The organism is Rheinheimera sp. A13L (genome assembly GCF_000217935.1).
In the GTDB taxonomy this organism is placed as follows: Bacteria; Pseudomonadota; Gammaproteobacteria; order Enterobacterales; family Alteromonadaceae; genus Pararheinheimera.
On record NZ_AFHI01000001.1, the window covers coordinates 244,765 to 268,504 of the forward strand.

The window sequence follows — 23,740 nt, forward strand, 5'->3', positions numbered from 1 at the left end:
AAAACAGGAGTGGATAACAGCAAAAAGTCAGAGACAAGGAGCTTTTCGCTGCAAATAAAAAAGCCTGGAAAAACCCAGGCTTTACAAATGTGGTGTGACATAATAATTGTAAAACGTATTACCTTTGCAGCCCATTATGAATAACATTTACTGTCAAAAAATCACAAAATAAATCTAAATCCAACATTTACCCATTTGATAAAAAAAGACAAAATATACCTAAACTTAAATTCTTATGCGTCTAAACCGATCTAAACTTTAACACATACTTTAGGTCGAAATATTTTCTCTAAGGACAAACCGGAATCCTAAATCCCGAGAGCGCCCCTCAGCAAGCCACCAATCCCGATATGCGGCGCGCGCGCGCGCGGGACGAGAGAACCATGACCCCCCACGTACAGTAAAAATGTCCTCTATTGAGTTTTGCATTAACTCTCTTTTCTGCCAGTTTTCTCGCCAAGAATCAGCACACCATTCCCACACATTGCCATGCATATCGTACAGCCCCCATGGATTAGGAGGAAAAAAATACATTCGGCTAGTTCCTTTATGCTCTTCCCAGCGGATCAGTCCAGTGTGGTCAACATTAGCCATCTTTGAATGAAATTTATTTCCCCACCAATAAGCAGTCAAAGTATCAGCGCGGCATGCATACTCCCATTCAGCCTCGCTTGGTAAAGTAGCAAGACAAGTAGGTAAGTACTGATTTAATGCAACAAAAAAGCTATTCAGTCCAACACCTTTATCATCGTCATAAAAAGGTACCTGCTCAACTGGATAGTGCAACAGATCCTTTTTAGGCTGAAAATGGCTTGGATTTTCACCACCAACCACAGCCAACCAAAAAGCCTGAGAGCATGGTGTATCCGCCATCCAAAAACCGTAAACGATCTTAATTAGTCTCGGTTCTGCTTCATACTTGTTAGCAAATTCAAACCCATTTTTGTCATTTATAGAGTTACGCTCAGCCTGAGAAGCGCCGAACCAGAAACCATGCTCTCGCGACGGCTCAATCCAGCGCAAACGCTGTACAACTCCTTTAATATCTAAATCAGCCCATAAACCATAAATATCATCCCCCCAAGCACAAGCCCAAACCGGAGGAAAATCAAGCGGCACACGATGCCTCACTTCAACGGGCCATAAACTCATAAGCCCCCTTTTGTAAAAGGGTTATAAACATTTTTAATTAGTACGTTTTGGTTCAATTCAGGGTGAAGTTCATCAGAGTAATTAACATTTCGTAAGACAAATCGGAAACCTTGATCCATGGAATGTTCGTGGATCGACTTCTCACGCCTGTACCAAGCCCGAGCCATTGTGGGGGGATGGAGCCAAGAGCCGCCACGCAGAAAAAATCTCTGCTTTATAGGCATTGTAAGGTTTTGAATATCTGATGAAATCTCATCATAATATCTATCGTAAGTACACATCTCCCAGACGTTGCCGTGCATGTCATATAAACCCCAAGGGTTCGCAGAATACACATGCATCGATGATGTCCCTTTCGGTCCGAATAAACTGTCCATAGTTCGATAGTTCGTATTCGCCAATCGAGAGTCAAAAGAATCACCCCACCAATAAGCAGTTTTCTCTCCTGCTCTGCAGGCATATTCCCATTCGGAGTCGCTTGGTAAACTTGCCGTTACGGTAGAAGGTAGCATCGTCTGTAATTTTCGCAAAAATGACCATACATCCTGATATGACACTCGTTCAACAGGGAGTAGCTCTGCATTTTTCTCTTTTCGAAAGTAACTAGGGTTATAGCCCATAACAGCCTGCCACAATGCCTGCGAGCAAGGGGTCGCTGCCAACCAAAACCCATCATTCAATGTAACCAGATGCTGAATGAACCCGCCACGATTTAGCATATCTATATCTTGTGGAGCCCCTTTTATAAAATTTCCAGGGGGGATATAGCGTAAACGCAAATCCATTCCAATTTTTAACATGATAGACATACCAATGCCTTTATCATCCAGCCATAGCGAGACGTTATCAGGCATCTCGTTTTCACCACTCTGCAACAGCCAAGCGCCTTTGCTCGCATCTGCCGCCATTCGCTGCTCACCCCAAGGGGTTTTGATACTAGATAGCAATTCACTCTTCCTTTCGAAAAAATTATCCGCAAAAGGGCGATTTAGTGGGCATATATGTACAAGCTGATTACTGGTAATGTCTGATTGCATTTGTCCGTTATGGTATTCAAGCTCTAGTGCGCCATCAAATTGTTGATGTGAAAGCAACAATTTAGGTACACTAATGCTATGCAAAGGCCAATTGTGCAATACTTTTCCATCATGTATTGCTTTAACCCAGTGCCCACGGACCCAAGTAGAATGTAGTATTACTTTAGCCAAAGATTTTTTATTATTTGTAGCTGGGCAGAGCCAGATCCCAACTCCATCCTGACATAACCACATTTGTCGATGTTTCACAGTTGGTGCCGTCGGATCCAAATAAGCGGGGTCTGGATTGCTGTGCTGTTGAATCTGTCCAATGGGAATGGACAACAGGGTTTCCACCACAGAGAACTTATTGTAAAGCTCTGGAAATTGTGCGGCTAACACCATGGAAGTACGAGCGCAACGAGCGCTGAGATAATCTCGCCAATTGCTATGAACAAAAGCATCACTGTTAAACAAAATTTCCGAGCGCATCCGAGCAAGCATACGTTCCACTCGGGCCACAGCATCAGGAATTTTATCAAAATCTAACCACGACATAGTTTTAGAAGTCAGCTGCGAGGTCACAGCAAGATCAAGTAATTCTTCATCTTTTAATGCTTGACTCAGATGTTTGTGGGCTGTGCGTAGAATGCTTGCTAAGCATATAACTCTATCTTGGGTCCAGAAAGGGTCACTGTAAAACTTGGTCTGATATGCAACTCTATGACCTTGACGCCATTGAGCAAAAGCTACTTGCCGCAAAAAAATAGACGGATGCTGCATAAGCTGCAGTTCAAGTAAAGGGCTCGACTCAGGTAATAGCGCCTGCCGCACCTCCCTAATCAGGGGAGCATCCAGCCACATAGTAACTGACAAAGCTTGCAGCAATCGCTCCAAAGGTGTGTTTATATCTGCTTTATCTGAGACCACACTGGCTGCGTCTGTGTTAGATTTTTTTACGATACTCTGCAACGCAGTTGCCTCAATACAAACAGCTGGTTGACACAAAACAGTAGGTAACTCTTGGCGGTGTCCAGGAAACAACACTAACAGTTGTGCTCCTTGCTGTACCCAACCACGTATTGCTTGCTGCCAAGCGGAAGTGTTGCCACTTACAACACCTAGATCACTAAATACCAATAACAAGCTACCAAACAAATGACCTGGAGCTTTCGCTCCTTCAGCCCCTATCGGTTGCCATTTTTCATTCGGCCCTTTTGGTAAGCGCCATACGTATAGTTGACCACCACAAAGTTGTAATAAATGCCTAACTAAAAAACGTGCGTCTCCTTCTAACGCCTGAAAAGCAGCACTGCCGTCAATAAGTAAGTGAACATCACTGGCTATAGCCACTCGAGCCCTGCGTGGTAGGTGCTGCAGTACACCGCCCTTTGCCAACCGCTGAGCTGCACGATACCAATCTATCTTACCCTGGGGCTCACGGGCAATTACAGTATCCAGCCATGTACGTACATCCGCTAAATCCGGCCACAAAGGTTGACACACCAATGCTTGTGAACCCTCAAGGGTAAAATAACGATCCCACTCTGCACACTCCATGGCGAGCCATTGCAAAGGAGAAGCTTCGCTTTGTGCTGAAGCTTCCTGAGCTTGTTCAGTAACCGCATAGGCTCTTGGCATCCGTAAAGGGGAACGCCGTAAATGCTCAGTTTTAGCTGGCATTTTTTTATTAGTTTGTTCCTGAATTTGCTTTAACTCAGCAGAACAATCGGTGGGAACAAAATCAAAGCCTAGCAGTGCTGGAGCCAGCTCTACCTTGGCCGCGCATGCTAACAATAGATCCGCACGTCCACGGGCTGCTGATTTATACAATCTAGCCATCGAAAGAAGTTGGTGCTTTAACGGCTCTTTTGTGCTCATCAGCGCCTTATTTCTCGTTTCAACACATATTGGCCGAGTTGTTTTAGCAGTTCACATTGCTGCTCAGCATCTTTACTCAAGGCATCCACTGCGTACAACAAATCGAGGTACTCCGATACACCAGGTTTATAATCTATGTTACTCGCACTATATCGGTCAGCCAGTATTTGCTGGGCAGCAATCCTCAACACTGGATCCGCCAACTGTTCTCTGGTGAAATGCACCCTAGCACGCTGCAGTAGCCACTCTTCAGGGTTGTCGATTGGAAAATCTAAGTGCAACACATAACAGCGTCGTAAAAAAGGGGCGGGCAAATCTCGATCTCCATTCGACGTGATAATGATCAGTGGCTTAATAGCTGCAGGTTCAACAATCTCGCCTGTTGGCAAAGTTATACAGCTGCAGTCCAACACATCTAGCAAATTATTGGGGACATCGGAAGTGGCTTTATCAATCTCGTCGATTAATACCACGCAACCGGCCCCACGTCGCCAGCCCTCGGGTTGTGGGGGTAAAACGGCATATTGTACTTGGTTATTCAAAATGTGTTCCATCGCATTTTGCCAATTTAATGCCCACCACATCACACCCGGTTGAAGGAAACGTTTAGGTTGAAGCAGCTGGGTAACAGCGTCTTGCGCGCATCTGCTGGCTCCTAAGACTTGCGCCTGAGCCAAGCGCTGTACGGCATCAAAATGATATAACAGCTCGTCAGCCTGCGTACCTGACTGTACGACAAACTTCAAACAGGGGACCTGCCAATGGGTAGCCAACGCCAAAGCCAATTGACTTTTCCCAACGCCAGCCTCACCAACAACAAGCAATGGGCGTGGCCGCACACATGCAAGTTGCAATGCAGTTTTTGCCTCTGGAGGCAATAGATACTGTCCCTGCAGTGGAGCAGGAAGAGGCAATATCTCAGGTAAAGTCGCAGGATTCATGGTGGTTTTCATAACGATACTCTATTATTTATCGTAGTGGATAAAAAAACAGCTCTTTTATACCGATAAGCCAAAATCGCTTGCTGAAGCTTAACTTGTTCTTTTCCTTCTGGAGTCGTAGAGGCGGTCACAACGGTTAGAGCAGGTAGGAGCACGGAAGCTCTCAAATCAATTCTTTGTTCATCAACCAAAATACTTTCTCTTGAATCGATAACTATTCCCTTTTGCTCTGCCCGTATGTCTGTTACATGTTGCTCAAGTAGAATCAATTCTCGGTCAGATAACTCTGAAGAAAATGATACAGCCATATTTTGAGCATATTCAGTAAGACTTTGTGGCTGACCAAGACTTACCCCCAGAGCCCAGCACTCAACCGCATGCTTAACCTTGACGTTTGGATCTAGAGCATAAATTTCACTAATTGCGACGGTTTGGATAGGCTTACTGCTATCTATCGAGTACAGCGGCCATTGTTTGTGGTGAGCATGTGCTGTTGCCAGCAACATTTCATTGATCTGACTTTCAGGACTGGCATAACCTGGATACACAAGCTCGTCAGCGTCGGATGTGCGTTCAGGTTCGAATGGTGAGGGCGCACCACATACCAAAGCTAGCCACCCCACAACTTCGTCACAGAAAGATACAAGCCACTCTCCAGCTTCTGCAAAGTTAAGATTCGCATTAAGAAATGCCGCAATACACGAAATACCATTCAAACAAGATTCGCCTGAGCCATCACCCATTATGAATCGAATCAACTGGTGTATATATTGTTCATCCGAAATCGTCGGATCTAAACCGACTACGTTGTATGCTCTCCAAGCGCCTAAAAGTCGGTGTTTCGGATGTCTAGCAAAGCACCAATTTAAGTGGCGAGCCAAGTGCCAAGCATGTCTTCCTCCAGCAACACCATTGGTTAAGTATTTGAATGGATCATATAAATCAGGAATTCGCGCCAGCAACTCTCTGAGTAACATAAACAGCTCACAATTTTCGTTTGGTGGTTTAGATAACTCAGAATGATTTAGCGGCAATGTTAAGGGTGTGACGGTTTCAGCGTTAGACTCTACTCTTAGTTCTGGGTCAGCACTTTGTTTGTCAACTATTAGCATGGGAGGCATAAGCATAGGAGCCCCTTCACATACCACCGACACGAACAAAGGCTTGTTTTGTTGCCAGCGTTCACCGAAGTACTGTGAGAAATTACTATCCAGGCTCCAAAGTCTGTCGTTACGATTCTCCAGATCTTCGATAAGTTTCGTTAAACAGACAAATTGACTAGAAAAATTTGGCAACGCTTTGATCGGCACGCCGCCACTTAATGCTTGTAAGTAACCTTTAATGGCTATTTCACCTGATGAAACAACCGATTTCATTGCTTTCAAAAAGCCTTGACCAAGGTCTGCCTTATTAGATCCTCGATGTGGGGTACCCAAAAAAAGAACACCTTGAAGCAAGGCATCGTCAAACGGTCTATCTGCTTTAGAAGTTTTTTTATTTTTCAGCAGAATGTATTTAGCAATTAAACCACCAAGGCTATGGCACACCCAGATGCAAGGCTTACTATTCTGCATAAGGCCCATTGCCTTGATATGCATACGCACACGATTAGCGATATCTTCGGTGCTGCCAATAGCACCAACCTGTCCTTTGGTCCAGCCAAAAATGGCACTGGGGTACTGTAGCGCCCATACTTGCACATTTGGCATGGATTCGTGAATAGCCTTGGGCCAATAAAGACCAGTATCCTTATTGGTCCAGGTATCTCGATGGTGTCCGCCCAAGCCATGAAAAAACACCACATCTACCGCTGCATCATCGGATCCTGCCACATGGTGCAATTGGACCTCCGCATCATTCACCACCATTTCAATCCTTTTGCATGAATCAGAAAACCAAACTATCTAGACTTGTATTGCAAACAAATACTTCTCTTTCGAAACAGTACGAATAGAGAATTGATCATCAGCTATTTTTAGGTGGCGGAGCAGGAGGTGGTGCTGGCCTAACATTATTTGGTGGCGGAGGGTTATTGTTATTTCCTACTAACGGTCTATTAGCTGGTGGTGGAGGGTTAGAAGATCTCTTTGTCATATTTACTCCCAAGTATTTTCCATAAACTCTATGTATTCCACGTCACCAGCAGATAAAACAATAGAAGCCACCCCTGTTAAAGGAATTTCGCCCTCAGCAGTTAGCCAAGACGGTTGCTCTATTGAAAAGTGCCCAGACATAGCATCCGCAGGCCACTCCCTTGGCCATCCATAAATTCTGCGGCCATTCTTTAGATTTAGGACAACATATGTAACTCGTTTTGAAAATTCGCCATGCCATTCAGAAGGAAACGAGGTTTTCTTCGTCATAGAAAATTTTCTTAGAACACTGTGCAACTTATCATTATTTGCGTAGAAGCAAAAAATTAGCCCAAGAATGATTGCGATTGATGCCCTCAAGGTGGAATCTAATTCCGTTTTCCACGGCCCGAGGCTGTAGTAAAAACCAATTCCGATCGATAAAAGCTTCACCACTTCAAATATGGACTGAACAATGAAAGTAAAGACCAATGCCTGAACAACACGCTCAAATTGCTCTGGCTTTTTGTAAGATGTAAATGCGTAAAATATCCACGCAGTAATAAACCCTGGCAGCAAGAATTGTAATAGTGATACCAATTCTGTAGAGACTGATTCCATGTCTAGCAAGCCGCCTATTAGGTTTCAATTTGAATGGACGTGGAAATTCTTGGTTCAATTTCCGTCAAAATATCAGTATAAGAATTCAAAATGTCTGAAAATATTGTTTCATGTTTAGGAGTATCTAATGTGACCAAAAAAGCATATTTTATTTTTGGCGCTTTGGTACCGCTAATTTGGTCACCACCATCTCTTGCAACATAGTGAATTTCAAATGATGGTTCGACTAAAGACGTACCTCTTTTCGTTTTCTCTGCATGAAGGACCGACTCCCACTTGGCAGCGTCTCTTCTAAGCTCAGCCTCCGTAGCGATTTTTACTTGCTGGAAGAAAGACTCTTTTTTCTTTGTTTTGTTAGGGAGCCATGAAATTTCAACACCTGCTTTCGTATACATAGAGGTATCTTGTGGATCAACAGGTGAGGCAATACAGCATGTGGCACTTATTCTAACGTTACCTAATATCCCGGTTTTTGGTATAGGAAGGGGCACTCTTAAATACTTACCTGGAGACAACTCTCCCTGATATAGGATCTTCGCAACACCATCTGGTGACTGGATAATTGCAGGTAAATTATCGGGAATTTTTCCCCATCCAACGTCAACCTGAGATAAACCCTTTTGTCTCGCCGAATTTATTAAAAGCGCTTTAATCGCTAGCGGAGTAATCTCATGACCCAGAATAGCCTTTATACCAACAGCCTTCCTAAGCAGATACGGTGACGCATAACTTGTACCCATCTGAGGTGTAATAGTAGGAGCTTTAGTTTCACCAAGAACATGAAAATATTGATTATGTTCTCCCCCAAATGCCAGTAAATCTGGTTTCACAAGGCCTGGAGCTCTTCCCGGACCGACAGCACTGTAAGAAGATCTATTCCAAGCCTCACATGTTGAACTCGCAGAACCAACAGCAATAGCATTAACGCAATCCGATGGAACCTGTATTCGATTTAGACCGACTAATGGGTCATTCTGACCATTGTTACCTGCAGCAATCGTTAAAAACGTTTCTCCATCTGATAAATATTGATCAATTAAAGATGTCCATGGATGAATTTCATCGTCATCAACTGAAAGCTCTGGTCCCAAGCTTATATTTATGAACTCATACTGACGCGAAAGTAACACGTCTTCAATATGAGTAAGAGTTCGATAAAGTTCCAACGGGTCCTCAGTCGAGATCTTACTATCTAGTACTCGAATATGGTCAACGTAAGAAAAAGGTCTAGGTGCAACCTCACCACTTTTAAGTGGGCCGAATAGAAAAGCTGAGGTCACGCCTGTTCCATGACTAGGACCGTCGGTACAGTCGGAAGCTAAAGGATCAGAAATTTTGTAACTCTTTAGCCAAGGTGTAAAAACTGATTGTTCAGCTATGCCACCATCAAGAATTGCTACCTTTAAGTCGGGGGCCAAAGGAGGTTCAGTCGGTAACTTAGCGGATATATGGGCTGACGACTGTCGTATCAGAGGCTTAATAGATCGCAGACTAGGAAGCGGACGAACCACTCTCACAAAACTGAAGTCCGCAAGCATCTTCACTTTGACTTCTGGACCTTCAACAGGAATGAACCATAAATTAGATACTTCAATTGACAATTCTGGTCGAACCGTTATCTCCAGTTCCGATGCATATTTTAAAAATGCTGTCTTAATGAAGTCTGTACTCATCTCTGGGATAAGGTGCAGACCAACTTCATAGTAGGTACAACTTTGACGTTCTGTTATTTTGATTTTGCTGGATGAGTCAACTGTGTCTATCTGCCATACTTTTTTTAAATCATTAAATTGCACGTCATCTTGAAGGTGTGATTCGAAGTGCTTTAAAAACTCTTGTAGCCCATCTTTTTTACCTGCTAAATACAAAACAGTGGTAGGACACTCCTCTGGTGTTCCCTTGCGAGTCCACTTATCAGGCATGACGTAATCAGACTTGCTCCCTATAGATCTGAACCCTAAAGTAGAAATCAACTTGCGTGGAAAATGTCCTTTGGCTATGTAAGAAGGATGTAAAGTTAGTTTAGTTACGGCATACCCACGAGGGCATAATTGTTCCGATAACTTATCAAGTCGATTTAGGACACTATCAAACTGAGGTTTTAGCCGCTGTTTAAGCTCATATGCTGTATACAACTCTACTGACTGAGGATTCATTTTAGGAGGAGGAACTGTGTACGCTAATTCTTGAGCGTTACCTATTAAGTAATTTGTCTTCCTTGTCATCACACACCTCTATTTTTCTTAAATGGACTTTCTTATAGTGTCTCTACTCACACTGAACATCTTAGCGGCTCTAAGTATGGGCATATCGAATTTTCGTACCCAATCGACAGCCATATTAATCCTCTCAGCTCTACTTAACAATCCCAGATCAGGCACAAGCTTTTCTAACATTGTCGATTCAAAGCGATTTGGATTAATCAGCCTTAGCTTTCGCAAGCTGCTTACTAACCTCTTCACATCGCTAAAAGAGCTTCCTTTTAACCGGCTAAGGATCTCTTCCATCCAAGGAGCAAAATCTGCAGCGTCGTCGCCAAGAAACTCATTAACAGCCTGTTTCAGTTGTGTTTCCGTTGGTTGTGAGAACTGTATTTCGAGATCAAATCTTCTCCAAATAGCAGGGTCCACCAAATCAGGGTGATTTGTGGCTGCGATTAATAATCCGCACGCAGGCCAATTCTCAATTTCCTGCAGCATTACAGTGACAAGTCTTTTCAACTCCCCCACATCTGATTCATCATTTCGTCTCTTGGCAATAGCGTCAATTTCGTCTAGAAACAGCACGCACGGATGCGATTTGGCAAAATCGATTACAGCCCTCAAATTATTACCTGTTTTGCCAAGCAAACTACTCATAACTGAAGTTAAATCAAGAATATAGAAAGGAAGGTCTAATTCGTTTGCAAGCCATCTGGCTGATATAGTTTTTCCAACGCCAGGAGGACCTTTAAAAATAATCGAACTAGTTGGTTTAAGGCCTTTTTTCTGCAGAATTTCTACACGCCTATGTTCAGCAGTTACTTGCATAAAACTTTGCTCTATAGACGTACTGAGCAGAGGGCGTTCAATAGGCGTAGAGAATTCATATTTTAGCAAACCATTAATTTGCGGATCAGAGATTGAGGTTACTTGAAATGTATCAGTATTAATATTCTGTTTTCGTAGCACAGAACTACTTCTCGTTGGCGCAGACTTCAGCAAATCCTCTAGCTGAGATGCTGTTTTAGGATCAGTTTTGCGATATTTGCGTACTAACTGAGCAGCAAAAAGTCTGACATCAGACTCTTCGCCACTAAGCGCTAGTCGTGTCATGTTTATCAAATCTTCTGGCTTCATATAAAGTGTCTATTTTAATATAGTTTATTAACTTTAGTCACTTTACCACATTTCATCCATATAAAATAAGGACTTTAACGCAATTGTGAGATGACTAATTTATTAAAAAATAGAAAAAAAGCCACTAACATGTGCATCTACTGTTAAATACGCCAACACTAATCTAAATTGCAGATAAAAATCTCAGCGCCCAGCTTTCCAGTGACTCTCGGGGAATATTCCCAGCCTCAGCGCCCTGATGTTTTGGGTGATTAATACCTCTGTGTCCATGTTCGCCGTAAAGTGTGTCGAGTAATTCGTTTGGCCAGGATAAGGACTTAGACACAACTCCTTTCCGAATCTGCAGATACTGCTCATCCCATTTGGTTGGGTCGGCGTTGAAAAGTATTTTGGTTGATAGCATTTTGACGCCATCAGAAGTATCAACCTCCAGTAATACAACTTGTTGAGCACGGTATCTGAGCCACACCGACTTGATCACCCGAGGTGTTCCGTTCTCCAACATTTGTTGCTGGCTGCGACCAACTTTCGGCAACGCCAAGGTGTCCTGGTGCAAAATAGTACAGCCATATGCGAATACTAAAATTCTAACCATATGATCGAAGCTGATAAAACGCCCCGCGAAGTAACGTTCTCTGTCTGTAAGATCCTGCTTTCCACCTACATCAGCCGAAGGAAGTTTACCTGCCTGATTTGGCTCATCAGTACTGACCTGTTTTCCGCCTTCCCGCTCAGATTCCTCATCAATAATCAGCTTATGACTTGGCGTAAATCGTTCTTGCTTAACAACAGAACAAGGATTTTTAAAACGAACAAAAGATGCACCACTCTCAATAACTGTGGTTTGATTCTGATCGGATGCTGATTCTTCATCGTCAATTTCATACTCTTCTTCCTGGTCCCGCCAGTCAACAGACCCAGAACCATGACGGACGGAGCCATCTTTATTTTCCTTTTTGACAAAATCAGGATGAATAAAAGCAACCAGTACAGGCATTTCGGCATCGATATCAATACCTATGATTTCCTCAACCAGGTAGCTCGATTTGTCGTCGCTAAAACGTCCACGGACATGGAGGGTCCAATTGTCCATTGGAGGGGGATCAAAGCTGAAGCACCACGACTCCCATATTCCTTTGAATTGTCGATCCCGCATATAGTGCGAATAAATGCTCTGAAAAGAGTTCATGGCATCGATGTTGGTCAGCAGCCAAGCCAGAATCATGGTGGTACCACTTTGATCAAAAGCACTGAGGGGAAAAGTACTGGTCTTTAAAACATGAATGTCGACATGCTTGTGGAAGTAAGGACGTTGAACGTCAAATTCGAGCTGTAATGTTGTGCTGGATAGACAAGCACGGCATAGGTAAGAGTTGATTAAAAAGATGGCTCTGGCCAGTTCAAGCTGTGGTATGACGTACTTAACGGTTCTTCTAGGCTTTTGCTCTGTGTAGATGAAAGCATTCTGCCGGCTTTCTGCTTTTCTGACTGAATCGAAATTACTTAAGTCAGGAAAATCGGCCAGTTTTGCCGGAAACAATTGATATCCTGAAGGAAGTTCAATCACACGGTCAGCAGGGTTTTCTCCACGCTTACTACTGTTGATGCGCTTGCTGCGACTCAATAACGCCAGGTTGGATATCCGGGTCGACTTTTTATCCTGTAAAGGGCGACACCAGACATTGATATACCAGTCTCGCTTGCTACGAGCTCTGAACAATTCACCTATATGTACAATTTGAACATCGTCATCAAAACCGGCAATCCTTGGCATCCTATCTCCTTTACAACATCCGCAATATTGCAGCGGCCTGTGGAGTAATACGTTCTTTACTCAAACCTGACATACGAAGAACGAGCCACTTTTTAGGTGGTATGTGTTCATCCATTAATCGCGTATAGATACAACAAATACGACGCAGCTGGTACTCCGTGATTGACTCAGCATATCTTTGTAGCACTTTGTTAACCAGAGGTAATTTGCGAATATTTTTTGAAATGGATGCTTTGTTGGGTAACTGCTGAAGCAACCAGTTAGCGGATAACCTGGGCAGGTCTAGCCGTAAGTCGGACTGATAAATCAGCCGCAATAGATGACGACTCGCTGTCATATCACGCTTATGCCAGTCAACTTTAAGACCCGGCAAATCTCTTGGCCATTTGTGTTGCTTGTTAAACTCCATTAGCCAAGCTCTGTCATTCCGGTATAACCAAGCGTACAGAGCGCCCCCAAGCTCAACCTTTCGGGCAGCTTTAGTTCCACGCTCCCGAACCAAACTCTGCCAAGTTTCGCGTTTTTGCGTATCGACCACAGTTGGAGTCTCAGGACTACAAGTCAGATCCAATGCTGGCCACACCTTGTCACCCAATTTCCGCACCTGGTTAAGAATTTCAGCAGGCGTCATTTCTGGTAAAAGGGTTGCCCATACAATTAAATGCTCCAGATAACTAAAGGCCTTACGGTGCTTCCGAAACATAGATCTCAGCCAAAAGCTTTCACTAATAGGTCCCTGCAGATGAAGCTCAGACAAGGTGTGAACAGAGAATTGTTGCCGGATACGGTCATAGACTCGGTCGTGCAGAACTTGTTTACCTCTGGAGAACCCCCAATCAACAGCCAGACATTGATAGAACTCTGTCCACTGTTCAAATGATGGTGATTTCCCCGGGGACAACTGCATTAACTCGCGAGCTAAGCATGCAAGCACCATCTGCTCAGAACCTACGTCGGCGCAGCTTTGTGTTTTACCGGTAGCTTGTTGCAAAGGTAAAAATAAATGCCGATGGTCGCCTATGTTTTCAGATAGCAAAGTTAATGAACCGTGGTCAGGACAAACACCAAGACCAGGAAAATACCACTCACGCAACCAGAAGCACTCCCCATGCGTCTTTAGTTGCTGCTGCACACAAGCAGCACAATAGCGGAACCCATGTACTGATTTAACTCGTGAAGCAGCAACACCAAGCATTAAGTGGACAGCCCCCTGCGAGCTTGCTGCCATCATCTTCAATGCCTTGAGCCTGTGTTCTTCAGAAACAAAAGGGGCATACAGCGGGAATAGTGTGTGCTGATAAACCAGCTCATCAACAGAATATCGGCCTGTTCTTTTCAGCTGGTTAGAAATAGCCTGCAGATGACAAGGAAGGTCCATGGTGGCAATTACTTTGCGATCACCATACACCTCATCCAGTAATTGTTTAGGGCTGGATATACCCAGATAAGTGCCGGTCCGAGCTACTGTGCTATAAATGAGCTCATTTGGGTAGGGTACCGGGAAGTTGAGCATGACTGCTAACTCAGAAAGCTAATGTCTGCTATTAAATATAGAGTCATATGACTCCATTAGTATCAGTTTTCCCTGATGTGTAAAAGATCACCCAAAGTTACCACCAGATTCACTTGAACTTTACCACTCGTTCAATCTCTGCTCACCACAACATTCAAACTTACGCACAAGTATTTGCGTCAATCTCCTATGGGCTGATAAGAGCGAAAAGGAGTCGGTCGGATGCGGCAAGAAAATAGAGGGGATCCATCCGATATTATTTGATGACCTAAGCTAACTCTTCAATCAAGTTGACGTGATAAGGATATATCTTGAATTTCATCTCAGGCCCGCTCTGGTATCTGTCGGCACTCGATACGAGAGAGACTAAGTCAATTTCGGCCTGGTTGAGCAAGTCCTTCAAGGTTTGCTTAGGGACTTTGTTTTGCACAAGTATGGGCAGCAGGCTTATGAATGAACAGGGATTGCTGGCGACTAAGGCCAATATCTCCGGTGACGTCGGGTAGGTGGCCTTATCCAGCCATATACTGTAATGGTCATCATTCGCGTTTTTTGCTTCTACTGTCCACTGTAGCCGGCGAATGACTAGGTGTTGCTGCATGATTGGCCAGAAGTCGTTACCATAGAAGTCAATACTTAACATCTCAGTGGTAGCTTCCCACAGCGCTTGAAATAGCGCGGCGGATTGGTTAAGTATTTCGGGATTGAGAGTTTCCTGTGCGTTAGCAGTACAGTCCAGAATCCCTAAGCCTACGTCAACCAATGTGCACATCAGTCTTGAAGCATCTGAGGGTTGCCATTCTGCGGAAATTTTATAAATGGGACGGAATTCGAGAATTTCCCTCAGCGCAACACTAGAGTTCCACATATTCAGCCAGTGACTGGTGAAGTTATCGCTCAATGCGACGGAATACCCGAGCACCCGGCAAGCATAGTTGTTGGGCTGAGTAGCGTGATATTCACTAACATGGCTTCTAATCGACTGACCTTTGGAGGAGTTCCACTCGGTAGGTGTCAAGTTCCATTCGTTGATGAAATCTCTGATGTCCGGTGCCGGAAACCTGTCGGGCTGGTTCGAATGTAGAAGTGCTAGCATGGATTGATAAACCCATGGCTCCCAAGAAAAATTCAATTGCTCGGAAACGGTTGGAGAACAAGGAAGTGGGAGTTTATCGGCTAATGCCCATAATATATCTTGGCTACTCAGAGATCGTTTTTGACCCGAGTTGTTATCAGGGAAGTTGAGGTACTGGCGAGTGAGCCATGTGCCCCAACGCTTAAATAGACCCTCGAAATCGGATCTTTTGGCGACAGTATCAACGAAAGAAGCGAGCAGAGATTCGACGTGCGGCTCTAACACAGAGGGAGGATGTCCATACCCATCAGCAATGTGAATGAGTTGCATACTTCCGCGCCTGAGCAAGCTAGGTAGCAATAGGGCACCATCCCACGAGCCATCGCTTTGGAAACTTGTTGGAGACCTGTATGTGAACTGTTCCCATAAATCGTAGTTACGATAAAACTCAGGGCTGTCGAGTACTCGATTGATCAAGACTAGGCTTTGTGTGGAGTTCATCCATTTAAACAATGTGTTGAGATCAAGCTTTGCTAGTAATTTAACCCATGGCCAACTGGAATCATCGGTCCGACTTTCCCTGGTATGTCCGTACCAAATTTCATCGAGGGTGATTGGATGGGATGGATCAACCCCATATTCCTGAAGCAGCTTTTTTTCAGCATCGGCGAAATGTTGTTCGGCTAAATTTAAGAGTGCCTCTTTGAAAGCATCATTTTTCAGAGCTACGACCAGTGCCACTTCCGTCCACAAATGCTCGACCCACCATGAGTTTCGGACGAGAGCCCTGAAGGCTGTGTACCAGTTTTCAGTTTCTGAAGAAGCCCAGGCTGTTACAATTCCGATCACCAAAGTCGCCTGAATTCTCGGATCGTCCGACGCATCGAAGTCCTCGTGAGAACCGTCCAAGTGAGTGGTAAACCTCTTAAGAGCATTCTCGGCATCATCCTGGATGCAAAAGTATTCTGTTACAGACGTGATCAATAAATCGGGAGATGCAAAGCTACCTTCTGCGAAGTCTCTAATTAACGACTCGGCGATTGTGTATGATTTCTGCATTTCAGATTCATAAGCAGGTGGCAATTGCCATTCTTTGTTCATGACTATTTTTTCCTGTTGGCGTTGGCCATCTTCCAAGCTGTATCAAAAAACTGGACAGCTTTATGGGCATCAGCACTCCAGCCTCTACTCGCTGCGTTTACATCTCGGTGGAAGCCACCTACAGTAGCGCCAAAATGCCATAGCTCTTCATCAATGATTGCAAAGCGATCGTGAATATAATCGAAGTCTTTGAGGGCAAATGAGATCTCCACTTTTAAGGGATCGTCGACCTTTGCGCGACCATCTGTTACTGAGTCTTCTAATGCCTTAAATTCTTTCTCGATTTCTGCTTGGTCATCATGATGACCTGTTAAAATTCTTATAGTTTGAATATGGTTTGTGAGGAACCAATTCACAACTTTCTTTATTCTTCGACCGTGGCTAGGATTTTTGCCGTCTTCAGAAAATAGATGCTTATCAATTATCCACACCCGTTGCGCGGTGCTGATAGCTTTCTCAAATTCTCTTACTATACGTACGTCATCAACTCCATACCGAGCCATAATGGCATCATACTCTGGGAAATGATGATGGCTTTCGCCACCCTGAGTCGCCTCGCAAGGTATAAGTAATTGTGGAGAAAATTTCTTCTCTACCACCTGCGGGGTCGTATTGACACTGTTTCGTGAAGTTAGCTTAGCCATTATTCACATCCTGCGCTCCTTGCGTCGTCTGCGCATCAGTTCCGTTGCACCTCATGCACTTATTTCGCGTCCTTCACGTCACGCCCACAGTGAACGCATGGCTTCTTAAGTGCCTTCCGCGGGACTTTGAAATCCTCCAGAGGAAGAGCGTTGTTGTAGAGGCGCAGAAGATGATCGAGGATTTTCTCGCCATGGGGTATGCGCATGGTAAGCGTTGGCCGTATACCGATAGAGTTCAGAGAACTGCCGATCATCCATACACGACCATCGATCGCGATGAATCGATCATGAAACAGACTGTTTTCTGTATTCGCTACTTTGATTTCAATATTGTTCTTGTGACTATCTTGGAAGATAGCTAGATTTTCTAGCAATTTTTGGTGTGTGTCCTGTGTCGCCTCACTATCAATTTCGGTACCAGTTGTCGCTTCGTTGATCTGTTTGAAAGCACTGCTTGAAGTTAGGATTTGTATCTTGATCTCGTCTCGTTCAATAGCAAATAGATATTGGGGAATCTGGTTTGCGCTGAAGTATGGATCAGCGATGAAGATGCTTGAGTTAGCCTGCTTGAACTTTTTCCTGATGTGTTCGAGCGCTTCCTTGCGTTGGTCAGCCGTAAACCACGTTTGCTCATATACCTTGGCACTGTGATTAAGGAGTCGCTCATTTTTTGCGTCTAGCAAACGCTGGAAAGCATTTGTTGTATTCGGTGCTTTCCCCAATGTTTGTGAGGACGCTAAGGTTTTTTTATCGGTGACGTACTCATCTACTGCGCTCTTCTTTTTATCCGTCTCGGGAACCGAAACCTTAATGCGTTGCTCGACCAAGTCAATCTTCGTGTTCATTTGCCGAAGGAACTGTCGCATGGGCGTTTGCAGTAAGACTCCGCGTTCTGTGTGTGTCAGGATAAGACCGGAGCCATGGATGGATGACGGTCTTTCAATCACAACCAAGCCATCCTCCGGTACCGGAACTGTATCAAAGGAGGTGAGTATCCCTTCTTGCCCTTCCATAGAGGTCAGGCTCAAACCTTCAAGTTTCCTGCCTGGGTGGGGCTTCAAATGGATGTACAACGATTCGGAACCGTCTTCTTTAGGATCAACGAATTGCCGGACTGAATGAACATCGCAGTCAGGCACAGCGAGCGCCATCCCACCTATATATTCAGGGTACTCCCTAAAATCGACATGCATGTGGTGCTCTAGGAATTTGAAGGCTTCTTGGCAATGTTTGCTTTGTCCGTCTTGGTCAAGGAAACTCGGCCATTCTTGACTGTCTGAAATTCGACGTGAGTACCTGATGATGCCAAGGTTACGGAAGGGGATTGAAGGACGTTCAGATTTAAGCGTGATGTCGTCACTTTCCAAGGGCACGCCCAATACAGGCCATGTTGGAAAGTCACTTAGCCTGCCAGCGGAAAGGGGCACTCCATCAGAGTTCTTCCGGGCATCACGAAGGGGAATGGGTGTACCAAGTTCATCAGATGCGGTTCGATACCACCGGATGGCTTCTTCTGCGGTCATGACGATACGGTCGACCGCAATAGCGCCTTCTTCGTTGAATTGTTTGAAGTAAGGCTTGGCAGGTCTCAAAGGGGTTTGCCTACCTGATGCCAGCAACCATACCGATGCGAACAGCAAACGTAGAGGAGTTGGCTCAGATGTAGATCGTGGTGGTACAACCACAGCGACATGCACGACCGCATGTTCGAAGCCGTCAGTCAATTTACTGTAGGGGTTACTGCTTTCGTTACTTTCCATGTAGTGCTCGCTACCAGTCGAAGACGCTGAGTTAAGATATTTCTGTGAACCAATTCGATCCTGTATCTGTAAGAGCATAACTGTGGCAAATAATCGTTCCCAAAGCCTCTTTACTGAATAAAAATCGATTAATATACGCCAAATCAGCAAGCTGCATAAACAATATATTCCTGTGTTTTTTTAGTCAAGTGACAATGGAGGTCACGCTAAAAACGAAATTTTATCAATGCTAGCTTTTGACATTCTAAAAAAGTCAGAGTCGATGTGCGCCAAGTTACCCCTCAACCAACCCATTTATTCAAATCAAACAACAAACCCTTAGCGCCCAAAGCTGAATGCACGGCTGTCGCTGACGATTGCTGAGAACTGATATAGCGCAAGTCATCCCAATCCAAAGTATCCCACTGATCAGGTTTGGTATTCTTAGCACGTATTTTCGGTTGTTCTGGTTCAACTGAATTGTCGGCATCTGACAGCCAATTCAAAATTACTGGTAACAGTTGAGGGCGAGTCAGCTTAGGATTCTCAGCGAATGCTTTGCGCACCGTTGCGACAAGCAGGCTTGAGTCATAATCGTCTTTGAGCATCAGGTAGATTCTACGTTCGTCGTCTGTTGCCAGCTGTTTGAGCGCTAACTCCTCTGGAGTTTCGACCTTCATGCCAGCAATGTCCCTTTGCAGTTGTATAAGTCTCTTGTCCATTTCCGGCAGCATCAAATCAGAATACTGCGCAATTTTTTCCGGAACGCCAGATCGAAGGGCCTCCAGCATAGGATGAACGGGTTTTAGCTCGTCTTTATATACCTGTTTCATTAGGCCTGGAGTGAGTCGCTCCTTACCCAAAGCCAAAGCTCGTAACTGAGATAACACAAAGAGCTTAACAACGATATCCATAACGCCCTGGCTCAGGTCATACCAAAGGTCCCGTAAATCGTCGGTCAACACCAAATCCTTGCTCTGCAATAACTGCAGCTTCCAGAGGTTATCGGTAAAGGCAACCCACTCAGGGTTACGCTTACCATTGGGTCCTTGTTTCATCGGTTCCCAAAAAATCGCACCTAAACCTGAGCCGCGTCGGGCTGACCTGAGATCAATTTCAAAAATTTCCCTGGCTTTAGGCGTTCCAATCAGCATGACTGGCACACCAATAGTGTTCACCATTGTCACGAAAAAATTCAGCATCGCTTCTGGGCCGCCAGATTTCACCCGGCTTAAATGCTGGATTTCATCAATAACAAGCAAACCTACCGCATGGGCGTTGGCTATCTGAGCCATCAGTGCCAGCATAGTCTCAATACCATTACGTTTGAGGCCATATTTTTTCTCATAATTCGAGCCCAACGCCTTATCAAGCGCCCGAAAGAAGTTCAGGCAGATTTCTTTAAGCGAACCATTGTGTGAACAGTCCACTTTCAGGTAGACCACTTGCTCAAAATTCATAGTCGGGTGATAAATGACTTGAGGATAGGTGTCCAGGATGCGCGCTAAAGACGTTGTTTTTCCACTGCCTGAGCAGCCAATCAGCAACATACTTTGAGCTGTGGATTTCGCATCTTCAAACCTGAAGCTAGACAAATCGCCACTTTGAACTCTTTCGTAGCCATTTTGTAAGTGTCGCTGCAGGTCGCCTGTTTTAGGATTGCGGCCAACATAGCCACCACGAATCATTAGCGAAACACGCTCACTCAGTAGCATGTGAGAGCCCAGCGGCTGGAAAAAGTCATTGGTGATACGGCAAATACTGTGGGCGCGAACAACTCTTGGTTTCTGCAGATCTGACGCATCGAAAAATGACGTCGAACGCAGAGCTGCAGCACTATTTACAGATTCCTGCAGTGGCGGCAAAGCCTCAATAAACAGATTGCCTTTATAAGCTGTAACATCGGCGTCCCGATAGACGGCATCAATTTTTGTTGCGCTCATTCAGGTTCTCCATCTTGGTCACCAAACAAGTCCGGAACATAGTTTGGCAGACTGTAATCCTCTTCTGCTTCGCGCAAAGGAATAACTTGCGCAAGCGCTTTGTCTTTTACTTCATTTGCAGGCCTGGCTCGCTGTAACTGTTCAGCTTCACGTGCCTCTTTTTTATTACCCCTGATCTGCGCAATACGCTTTTGGCCTGACTCTTTAATGGCTGGAGTTGCTCGGATAGCACTGGTAGTTTTCTCTTTTATAAAAGCATCCAGTTCCCGCCGTTTTGCATCTTCATCCAGCCTGGCATTTGCCATGTTATGTTTTTGCTGAGCCTGAAGCTCCCAAGCTTGCCAGAATGTCAGTCCTCGAAATTGGCGACTGCGATCAGTAAGAGTACAAGTCCAGTAGGTCCGGCTACCAGGTTGTGGAAACAGATAAATGGTATCTGCAGAGCCTGGGTTGTAAGCGGCCTCCAGTTTCTGAGAACGCTGAATATCCGGGCTTCGCAGTAGCCACCCTTCTCGAAGAAATTCTGGACAGCTGTAGTAGATACCCCACATATTTGCGCCGTATTGAGAAATACTGATCTTTTGCCGTGGCAACAAAGCAATCCTTAACTGCTCAGAATCAACCTGCCTTAAATTACCAACCCTGTGCTGCATGCCCCAGTTCCATAAATGAATTGGAATTGAAGGGATATCAGCAGGCAGGTCCGCATCACGATCGTACTTATCCATCACATGGTAGTTGTTTCGGAAAAGAATAGTCTTCAGCATTATTTGGGCAAAGTCAGTGATCGTCATTACGGCATCAAGACGATAATCCCGCTCTCCGTGTTTTTTCACTCTGTTACCAGTAACAACACCAGGCAGATAGGGTTTAAATTCGGCCTGAAGAGTACGGAAACAACTTTCAACAATGCCCTTGGCGTCACCACGTCTCGGAGGTGCGCTTTCGACCCGCAGATTAAACCCAGTAATCAGCGCGTCCACCTGATGGCTCATCATCTCACCGCGGTCTGCCAGAATAACATCAGGCAAACCAACACATGGCCATTCGTCCGGAGTGATATCTATACCAAGAGACTTACAGGAGGTAACCTTCTCAGTGCAGGCAATTGCCACAGCCTGCATAGCCACCACATAGGAAGGGTTGTCAAAACCGATATAAAAACCAGCTATCATTCGGCTGAACACATCAATCACGATATAAAGGGTAGGCCTGCCGATGATTTTACTGCGGTCGTCATCTGCAACCAGGTAAATATCAGCAATAGTTGCATCAATCTCATATCGGCTGCCAGGGCCCAGCACATGGGCAGTGGCAGTGCTGGTTAAAGGGCGAATATCCTTTTTGTAGATGCCGGGATTCGTGCTTTCAAGTAACCGCTGTGGCTTCTTATACTCCCGGTTATAAAAATACCGGAACTGCCGTAACGTGGGGAAATCTTCAGGCAAGACTTCAGGGTGGTACTGTGCAAACAAATCCCTGAAACGACGATACGCGACCGTTGTTTGAAGTTTTTTCTGAGTTAATAAGTGCTTTTCTATACTGACCCGAAATATTCGTTCAACATCGACAGTGACTTTAATACCCGAACCATCGCCGTATAACCGGCTACGGCCAACTTTTGTTGTGCCTGATGCCGCTCTGGATTTCCCCGGGGCTCCACTGTTTTTGAAGTCTGGCAATAACGCATTGGGCTTCTGGCCTCGCTGCCAAAACCTGCGAAGTAGCTTATAAATAGTCGCTTTGGTTGCTACACCAGCCATCTCAACTTCAGTCACCCGTCGCGCTCTGGCTTTAGTTTCAAAACACAGCTCGTCAACAATAATGGGCTGAATAATGGCCAGTGCTTTTTCACGTCGATTAAATGCAACAGACCCAACCTCTGGCTCTTCATCATGCAGAAATGCGTAAGGGTCTGTGCTTCTGAGCAACCGGCCTTCATCCAGGTAGGAAATAAGCTTCAGTTCCAGGATAAATTCGGGGAAACCCTTATCGCTATCGATTTGGATCCAGACGAGCTCGCCCGGATACACAGCTAAGATACGATAGGGCTGTTCGTCAAATCTCAGAACCTCATTGATTTGCCACATGCAGCAAGGCCTCCATATCTTCAAACTGACAGAACCTGAGCTCTGATGCCTTCACAGAACGAAACGCCTTATTGATATTAAATTTAATAAAGCCATTGGCTACCAAAGTCCGAACATCTCGTAAGCTGTGGCCGAGCTCCAGCTCGTATGCGGTATCCAAATGTTTGCAAACATCAATGACCTTTGAGTCCTGAGCTTTGCTAAATGCCTTAGATAAAAATGGCAGCTGAGCTAACAAAGCAGGATCCACTGCAGCATCATTTTTTGTTGGATATAACCATTCGATGTTCTGTTTTATCACCAGATCAATTTCTTCTTCGGTGACAAGAAACCATGGGATTTGCTTTAACTGCCAGTAGCGCCTTTCCAGCTCAAGCTTCTCGATAGTCCCAGGCTTGGCTAACTCATTCACTGGTTTCACCTGAATAGCGAACTGTCTGTCAGGACCCGTCGTAGCGTCGACAAGGAAATCTGACGACATCACCTGATCAACACCTCGGACAGAAGGATGTCTCAGTTGATGCTCTGCAGCGAGAGCTCGGGTTTCATCTCGCTTTAAAGGGAATTGCTCCCTGATATCTGTAATGTCTGACGACCATTCAAGCACAAGAAAAACTGCTAATTCCAGATCGGAAAGCAGATGATGAACCCGCCGCGTTTTATGAGAGTAAATACGATGAGAACGCCCATCTGATGGGACATCCTGAACATGAAACCAGGGCTTATAATGTTCTCCATGACCCTGGCCGCGCCCATTCTTGATGCGACGGGCAATTTCAGTTTCTGAAAGCGATTGCTGCGCTCTAGCCATAAAAAAAGTCCAGTATGCTTTTTAAACAG

General features: G+C 44.9%; 15 protein-coding genes. All 15 read right to left on the reverse strand.

Going from position 1 to position 23,740, the window contains the following annotated elements:
* Nucleotides 1-270 precede the first annotated feature (270 nt).
* Complete coding sequence (locus tag RHEIN_RS00995) at nt 271-1,152, reverse strand: formylglycine-generating enzyme family protein (RefSeq protein WP_008897100.1); 882 nt, start codon at nt 1,150-1,152, stop codon at nt 271-273.
* Nucleotides 1,149-4,049, reverse strand: a complete 2,901-nt coding sequence (locus RHEIN_RS20210) for a formylglycine-generating enzyme family protein (RefSeq protein WP_008897101.1) — start codon at nt 4,047-4,049, stop codon at nt 1,149-1,151. The genes RHEIN_RS00995 and RHEIN_RS20210 overlap by 4 nt, the downstream gene beginning before the upstream one ends.
* Nucleotides 4,049-5,002 carry an AAA family ATPase gene (locus tag RHEIN_RS01005; protein WP_008897102.1) on the reverse strand — a complete coding sequence of 318 codons (954 nt, stop codon included), beginning with the start codon at nt 5,000-5,002 and terminating at the stop codon, nt 4,049-4,051. The genes RHEIN_RS20210 and RHEIN_RS01005 overlap by 1 nt, the downstream gene beginning before the upstream one ends.
* Complete coding sequence (locus RHEIN_RS01010; protein WP_008897103.1) at nt 4,999-6,858, reverse strand: esterase/lipase family protein; 1,860 nt, start codon at nt 6,856-6,858, stop codon at nt 4,999-5,001. Before RHEIN_RS01010 ends, RHEIN_RS01005 begins: the two co-directional genes overlap by 4 nt.
* 228 nt (nt 6,859-7,086) lie before the next feature.
* Nucleotides 7,087-7,683 carry a DUF6338 family protein gene (locus RHEIN_RS01015; protein ID WP_008897104.1) on the reverse strand — a complete coding sequence of 199 codons (597 nt, stop codon included), beginning with the start codon at nt 7,681-7,683 and terminating at the stop codon, nt 7,087-7,089.
* A gap of 17 nt (nt 7,684-7,700) precedes the next feature.
* Nucleotides 7,701-9,908, reverse strand: a complete 2,208-nt coding sequence (locus tag RHEIN_RS01020) for a S8 family peptidase (RefSeq protein ID WP_008897105.1) — start codon at nt 9,906-9,908, stop codon at nt 7,701-7,703.
* Nucleotides 9,909-9,926: 18 nt separating this feature from the next.
* A complete protein-coding gene (locus RHEIN_RS01025; RefSeq protein ID WP_008897106.1) occupies nt 9,927-11,021 on the reverse strand; it encodes an AAA family ATPase in 1,095 nt (364 codons plus the stop codon).
* 163 nt (nt 11,022-11,184) lie between these two features.
* Nucleotides 11,185-12,795, reverse strand: coding sequence for a Tn7-like element transposition protein TnsE (locus RHEIN_RS01030; RefSeq protein WP_008897107.1), 1,611 nt, complete (start codon nt 12,793-12,795; stop codon nt 11,185-11,187).
* Nucleotides 12,796-12,805: 10 nt separating this feature from the next.
* Complete coding sequence (locus tag RHEIN_RS01035; RefSeq protein ID WP_008897108.1) at nt 12,806-14,308, reverse strand: TnsD family Tn7-like transposition protein; 1,503 nt, start codon at nt 14,306-14,308, stop codon at nt 12,806-12,808.
* Nucleotides 14,309-14,576: 268 nt separating this feature from the next.
* Nucleotides 14,577-16,484, reverse strand: coding sequence for a hypothetical protein (locus tag RHEIN_RS01040; protein WP_008897109.1), 1,908 nt, complete (start codon nt 16,482-16,484; stop codon nt 14,577-14,579).
* A gap of 2 nt (nt 16,485-16,486) precedes the next feature.
* On the reverse strand, nt 16,487-17,128 hold the full coding sequence (locus tag RHEIN_RS01045) for a hypothetical protein (protein WP_008897110.1): 642 nt from the start codon (nt 17,126-17,128) through the stop codon (nt 16,487-16,489).
* A 59-nt stretch (nt 17,129-17,187) separates the two neighbouring features.
* A complete protein-coding gene (locus RHEIN_RS01050) occupies nt 17,188-18,888 on the reverse strand; it encodes a VPA1262 family N-terminal domain-containing protein (RefSeq protein ID WP_008897111.1) in 1,701 nt (566 codons plus the stop codon).
* A 281-nt stretch (nt 18,889-19,169) separates the two neighbouring features.
* Nucleotides 19,170-20,810, reverse strand: coding sequence for an AAA family ATPase (locus RHEIN_RS01055; RefSeq protein ID WP_008897112.1), 1,641 nt, complete (start codon nt 20,808-20,810; stop codon nt 19,170-19,172).
* A complete protein-coding gene (locus RHEIN_RS01060) occupies nt 20,807-22,900 on the reverse strand; it encodes a DDE-type integrase/transposase/recombinase (RefSeq protein WP_008897113.1) in 2,094 nt (697 codons plus the stop codon). Before RHEIN_RS01060 ends, RHEIN_RS01055 begins: the two co-directional genes overlap by 4 nt.
* Nucleotides 22,884-23,711: a heteromeric transposase endonuclease subunit TnsA gene (locus RHEIN_RS01065; protein ID WP_008897114.1), complete on the reverse strand. Its 828-nt coding sequence runs from the start codon at nt 23,709-23,711 to the stop codon at nt 22,884-22,886. The genes RHEIN_RS01060 and RHEIN_RS01065 overlap by 17 nt, the downstream gene beginning before the upstream one ends.
* Between the last annotated feature and the right edge of the window lie 29 nt (nt 23,712-23,740).

Excerpts from the sequence above, each read along its gene's own strand:
- RHEIN_RS00995 (WP_008897100.1), bottom strand. The coding sequence starts at position 1,152 with ATGAGTTTATGGCCCGTTGAAGTGAGGCATCGTGTGCCGCTTGATTTT.
- RHEIN_RS20210 (WP_008897101.1), bottom strand. The coding sequence starts at position 4,049 with ATGAGCACAAAAGAGCCGTTAAAGCACCAACTTCTTTCGATGGCTAGA.
- RHEIN_RS01005 (WP_008897102.1), bottom strand. The coding sequence starts at position 5,002 with ATGAAAACCACCATGAATCCTGCGACTTTACCTGAGATATTGCCTCTT.
- RHEIN_RS01010 (WP_008897103.1), bottom strand. The coding sequence starts at position 6,858 with ATGGTGGTGAATGATGCGGAGGTCCAATTGCACCATGTGGCAGGATCC.
- RHEIN_RS01015 (WP_008897104.1), bottom strand. The coding sequence starts at position 7,683 with ATGGAATCAGTCTCTACAGAATTGGTATCACTATTACAATTCTTGCTG.
- RHEIN_RS01020 (WP_008897105.1), bottom strand. The coding sequence starts at position 9,908 with ATGACAAGGAAGACAAATTACTTAATAGGTAACGCTCAAGAATTAGCG.
- RHEIN_RS01025 (WP_008897106.1), bottom strand. The coding sequence starts at position 11,021 with ATGAAGCCAGAAGATTTGATAAACATGACACGACTAGCGCTTAGTGGC.
- RHEIN_RS01030 (WP_008897107.1), bottom strand. The coding sequence starts at position 12,795 with ATGCCAAGGATTGCCGGTTTTGATGACGATGTTCAAATTGTACATATA.
- RHEIN_RS01035 (WP_008897108.1), bottom strand. The coding sequence starts at position 14,308 with ATGCTCAACTTCCCGGTACCCTACCCAAATGAGCTCATTTATAGCACA.
- RHEIN_RS01040 (WP_008897109.1), bottom strand. The coding sequence starts at position 16,484 with ATGAACAAAGAATGGCAATTGCCACCTGCTTATGAATCTGAAATGCAG.
- RHEIN_RS01045 (WP_008897110.1), bottom strand. The coding sequence starts at position 17,128 with ATGGCTAAGCTAACTTCACGAAACAGTGTCAATACGACCCCGCAGGTG.
- RHEIN_RS01050 (WP_008897111.1), bottom strand. The coding sequence starts at position 18,888 with ATGGAAAGTAACGAAAGCAGTAACCCCTACAGTAAATTGACTGACGGC.
- RHEIN_RS01055 (WP_008897112.1), bottom strand. The coding sequence starts at position 20,810 with ATGAGCGCAACAAAAATTGATGCCGTCTATCGGGACGCCGATGTTACA.
- RHEIN_RS01060 (WP_008897113.1), bottom strand. The coding sequence starts at position 22,900 with ATGTGGCAAATCAATGAGGTTCTGAGATTTGACGAACAGCCCTATCGT.
- RHEIN_RS01065 (WP_008897114.1), bottom strand. The coding sequence starts at position 23,711 with ATGGCTAGAGCGCAGCAATCGCTTTCAGAAACTGAAATTGCCCGTCGC.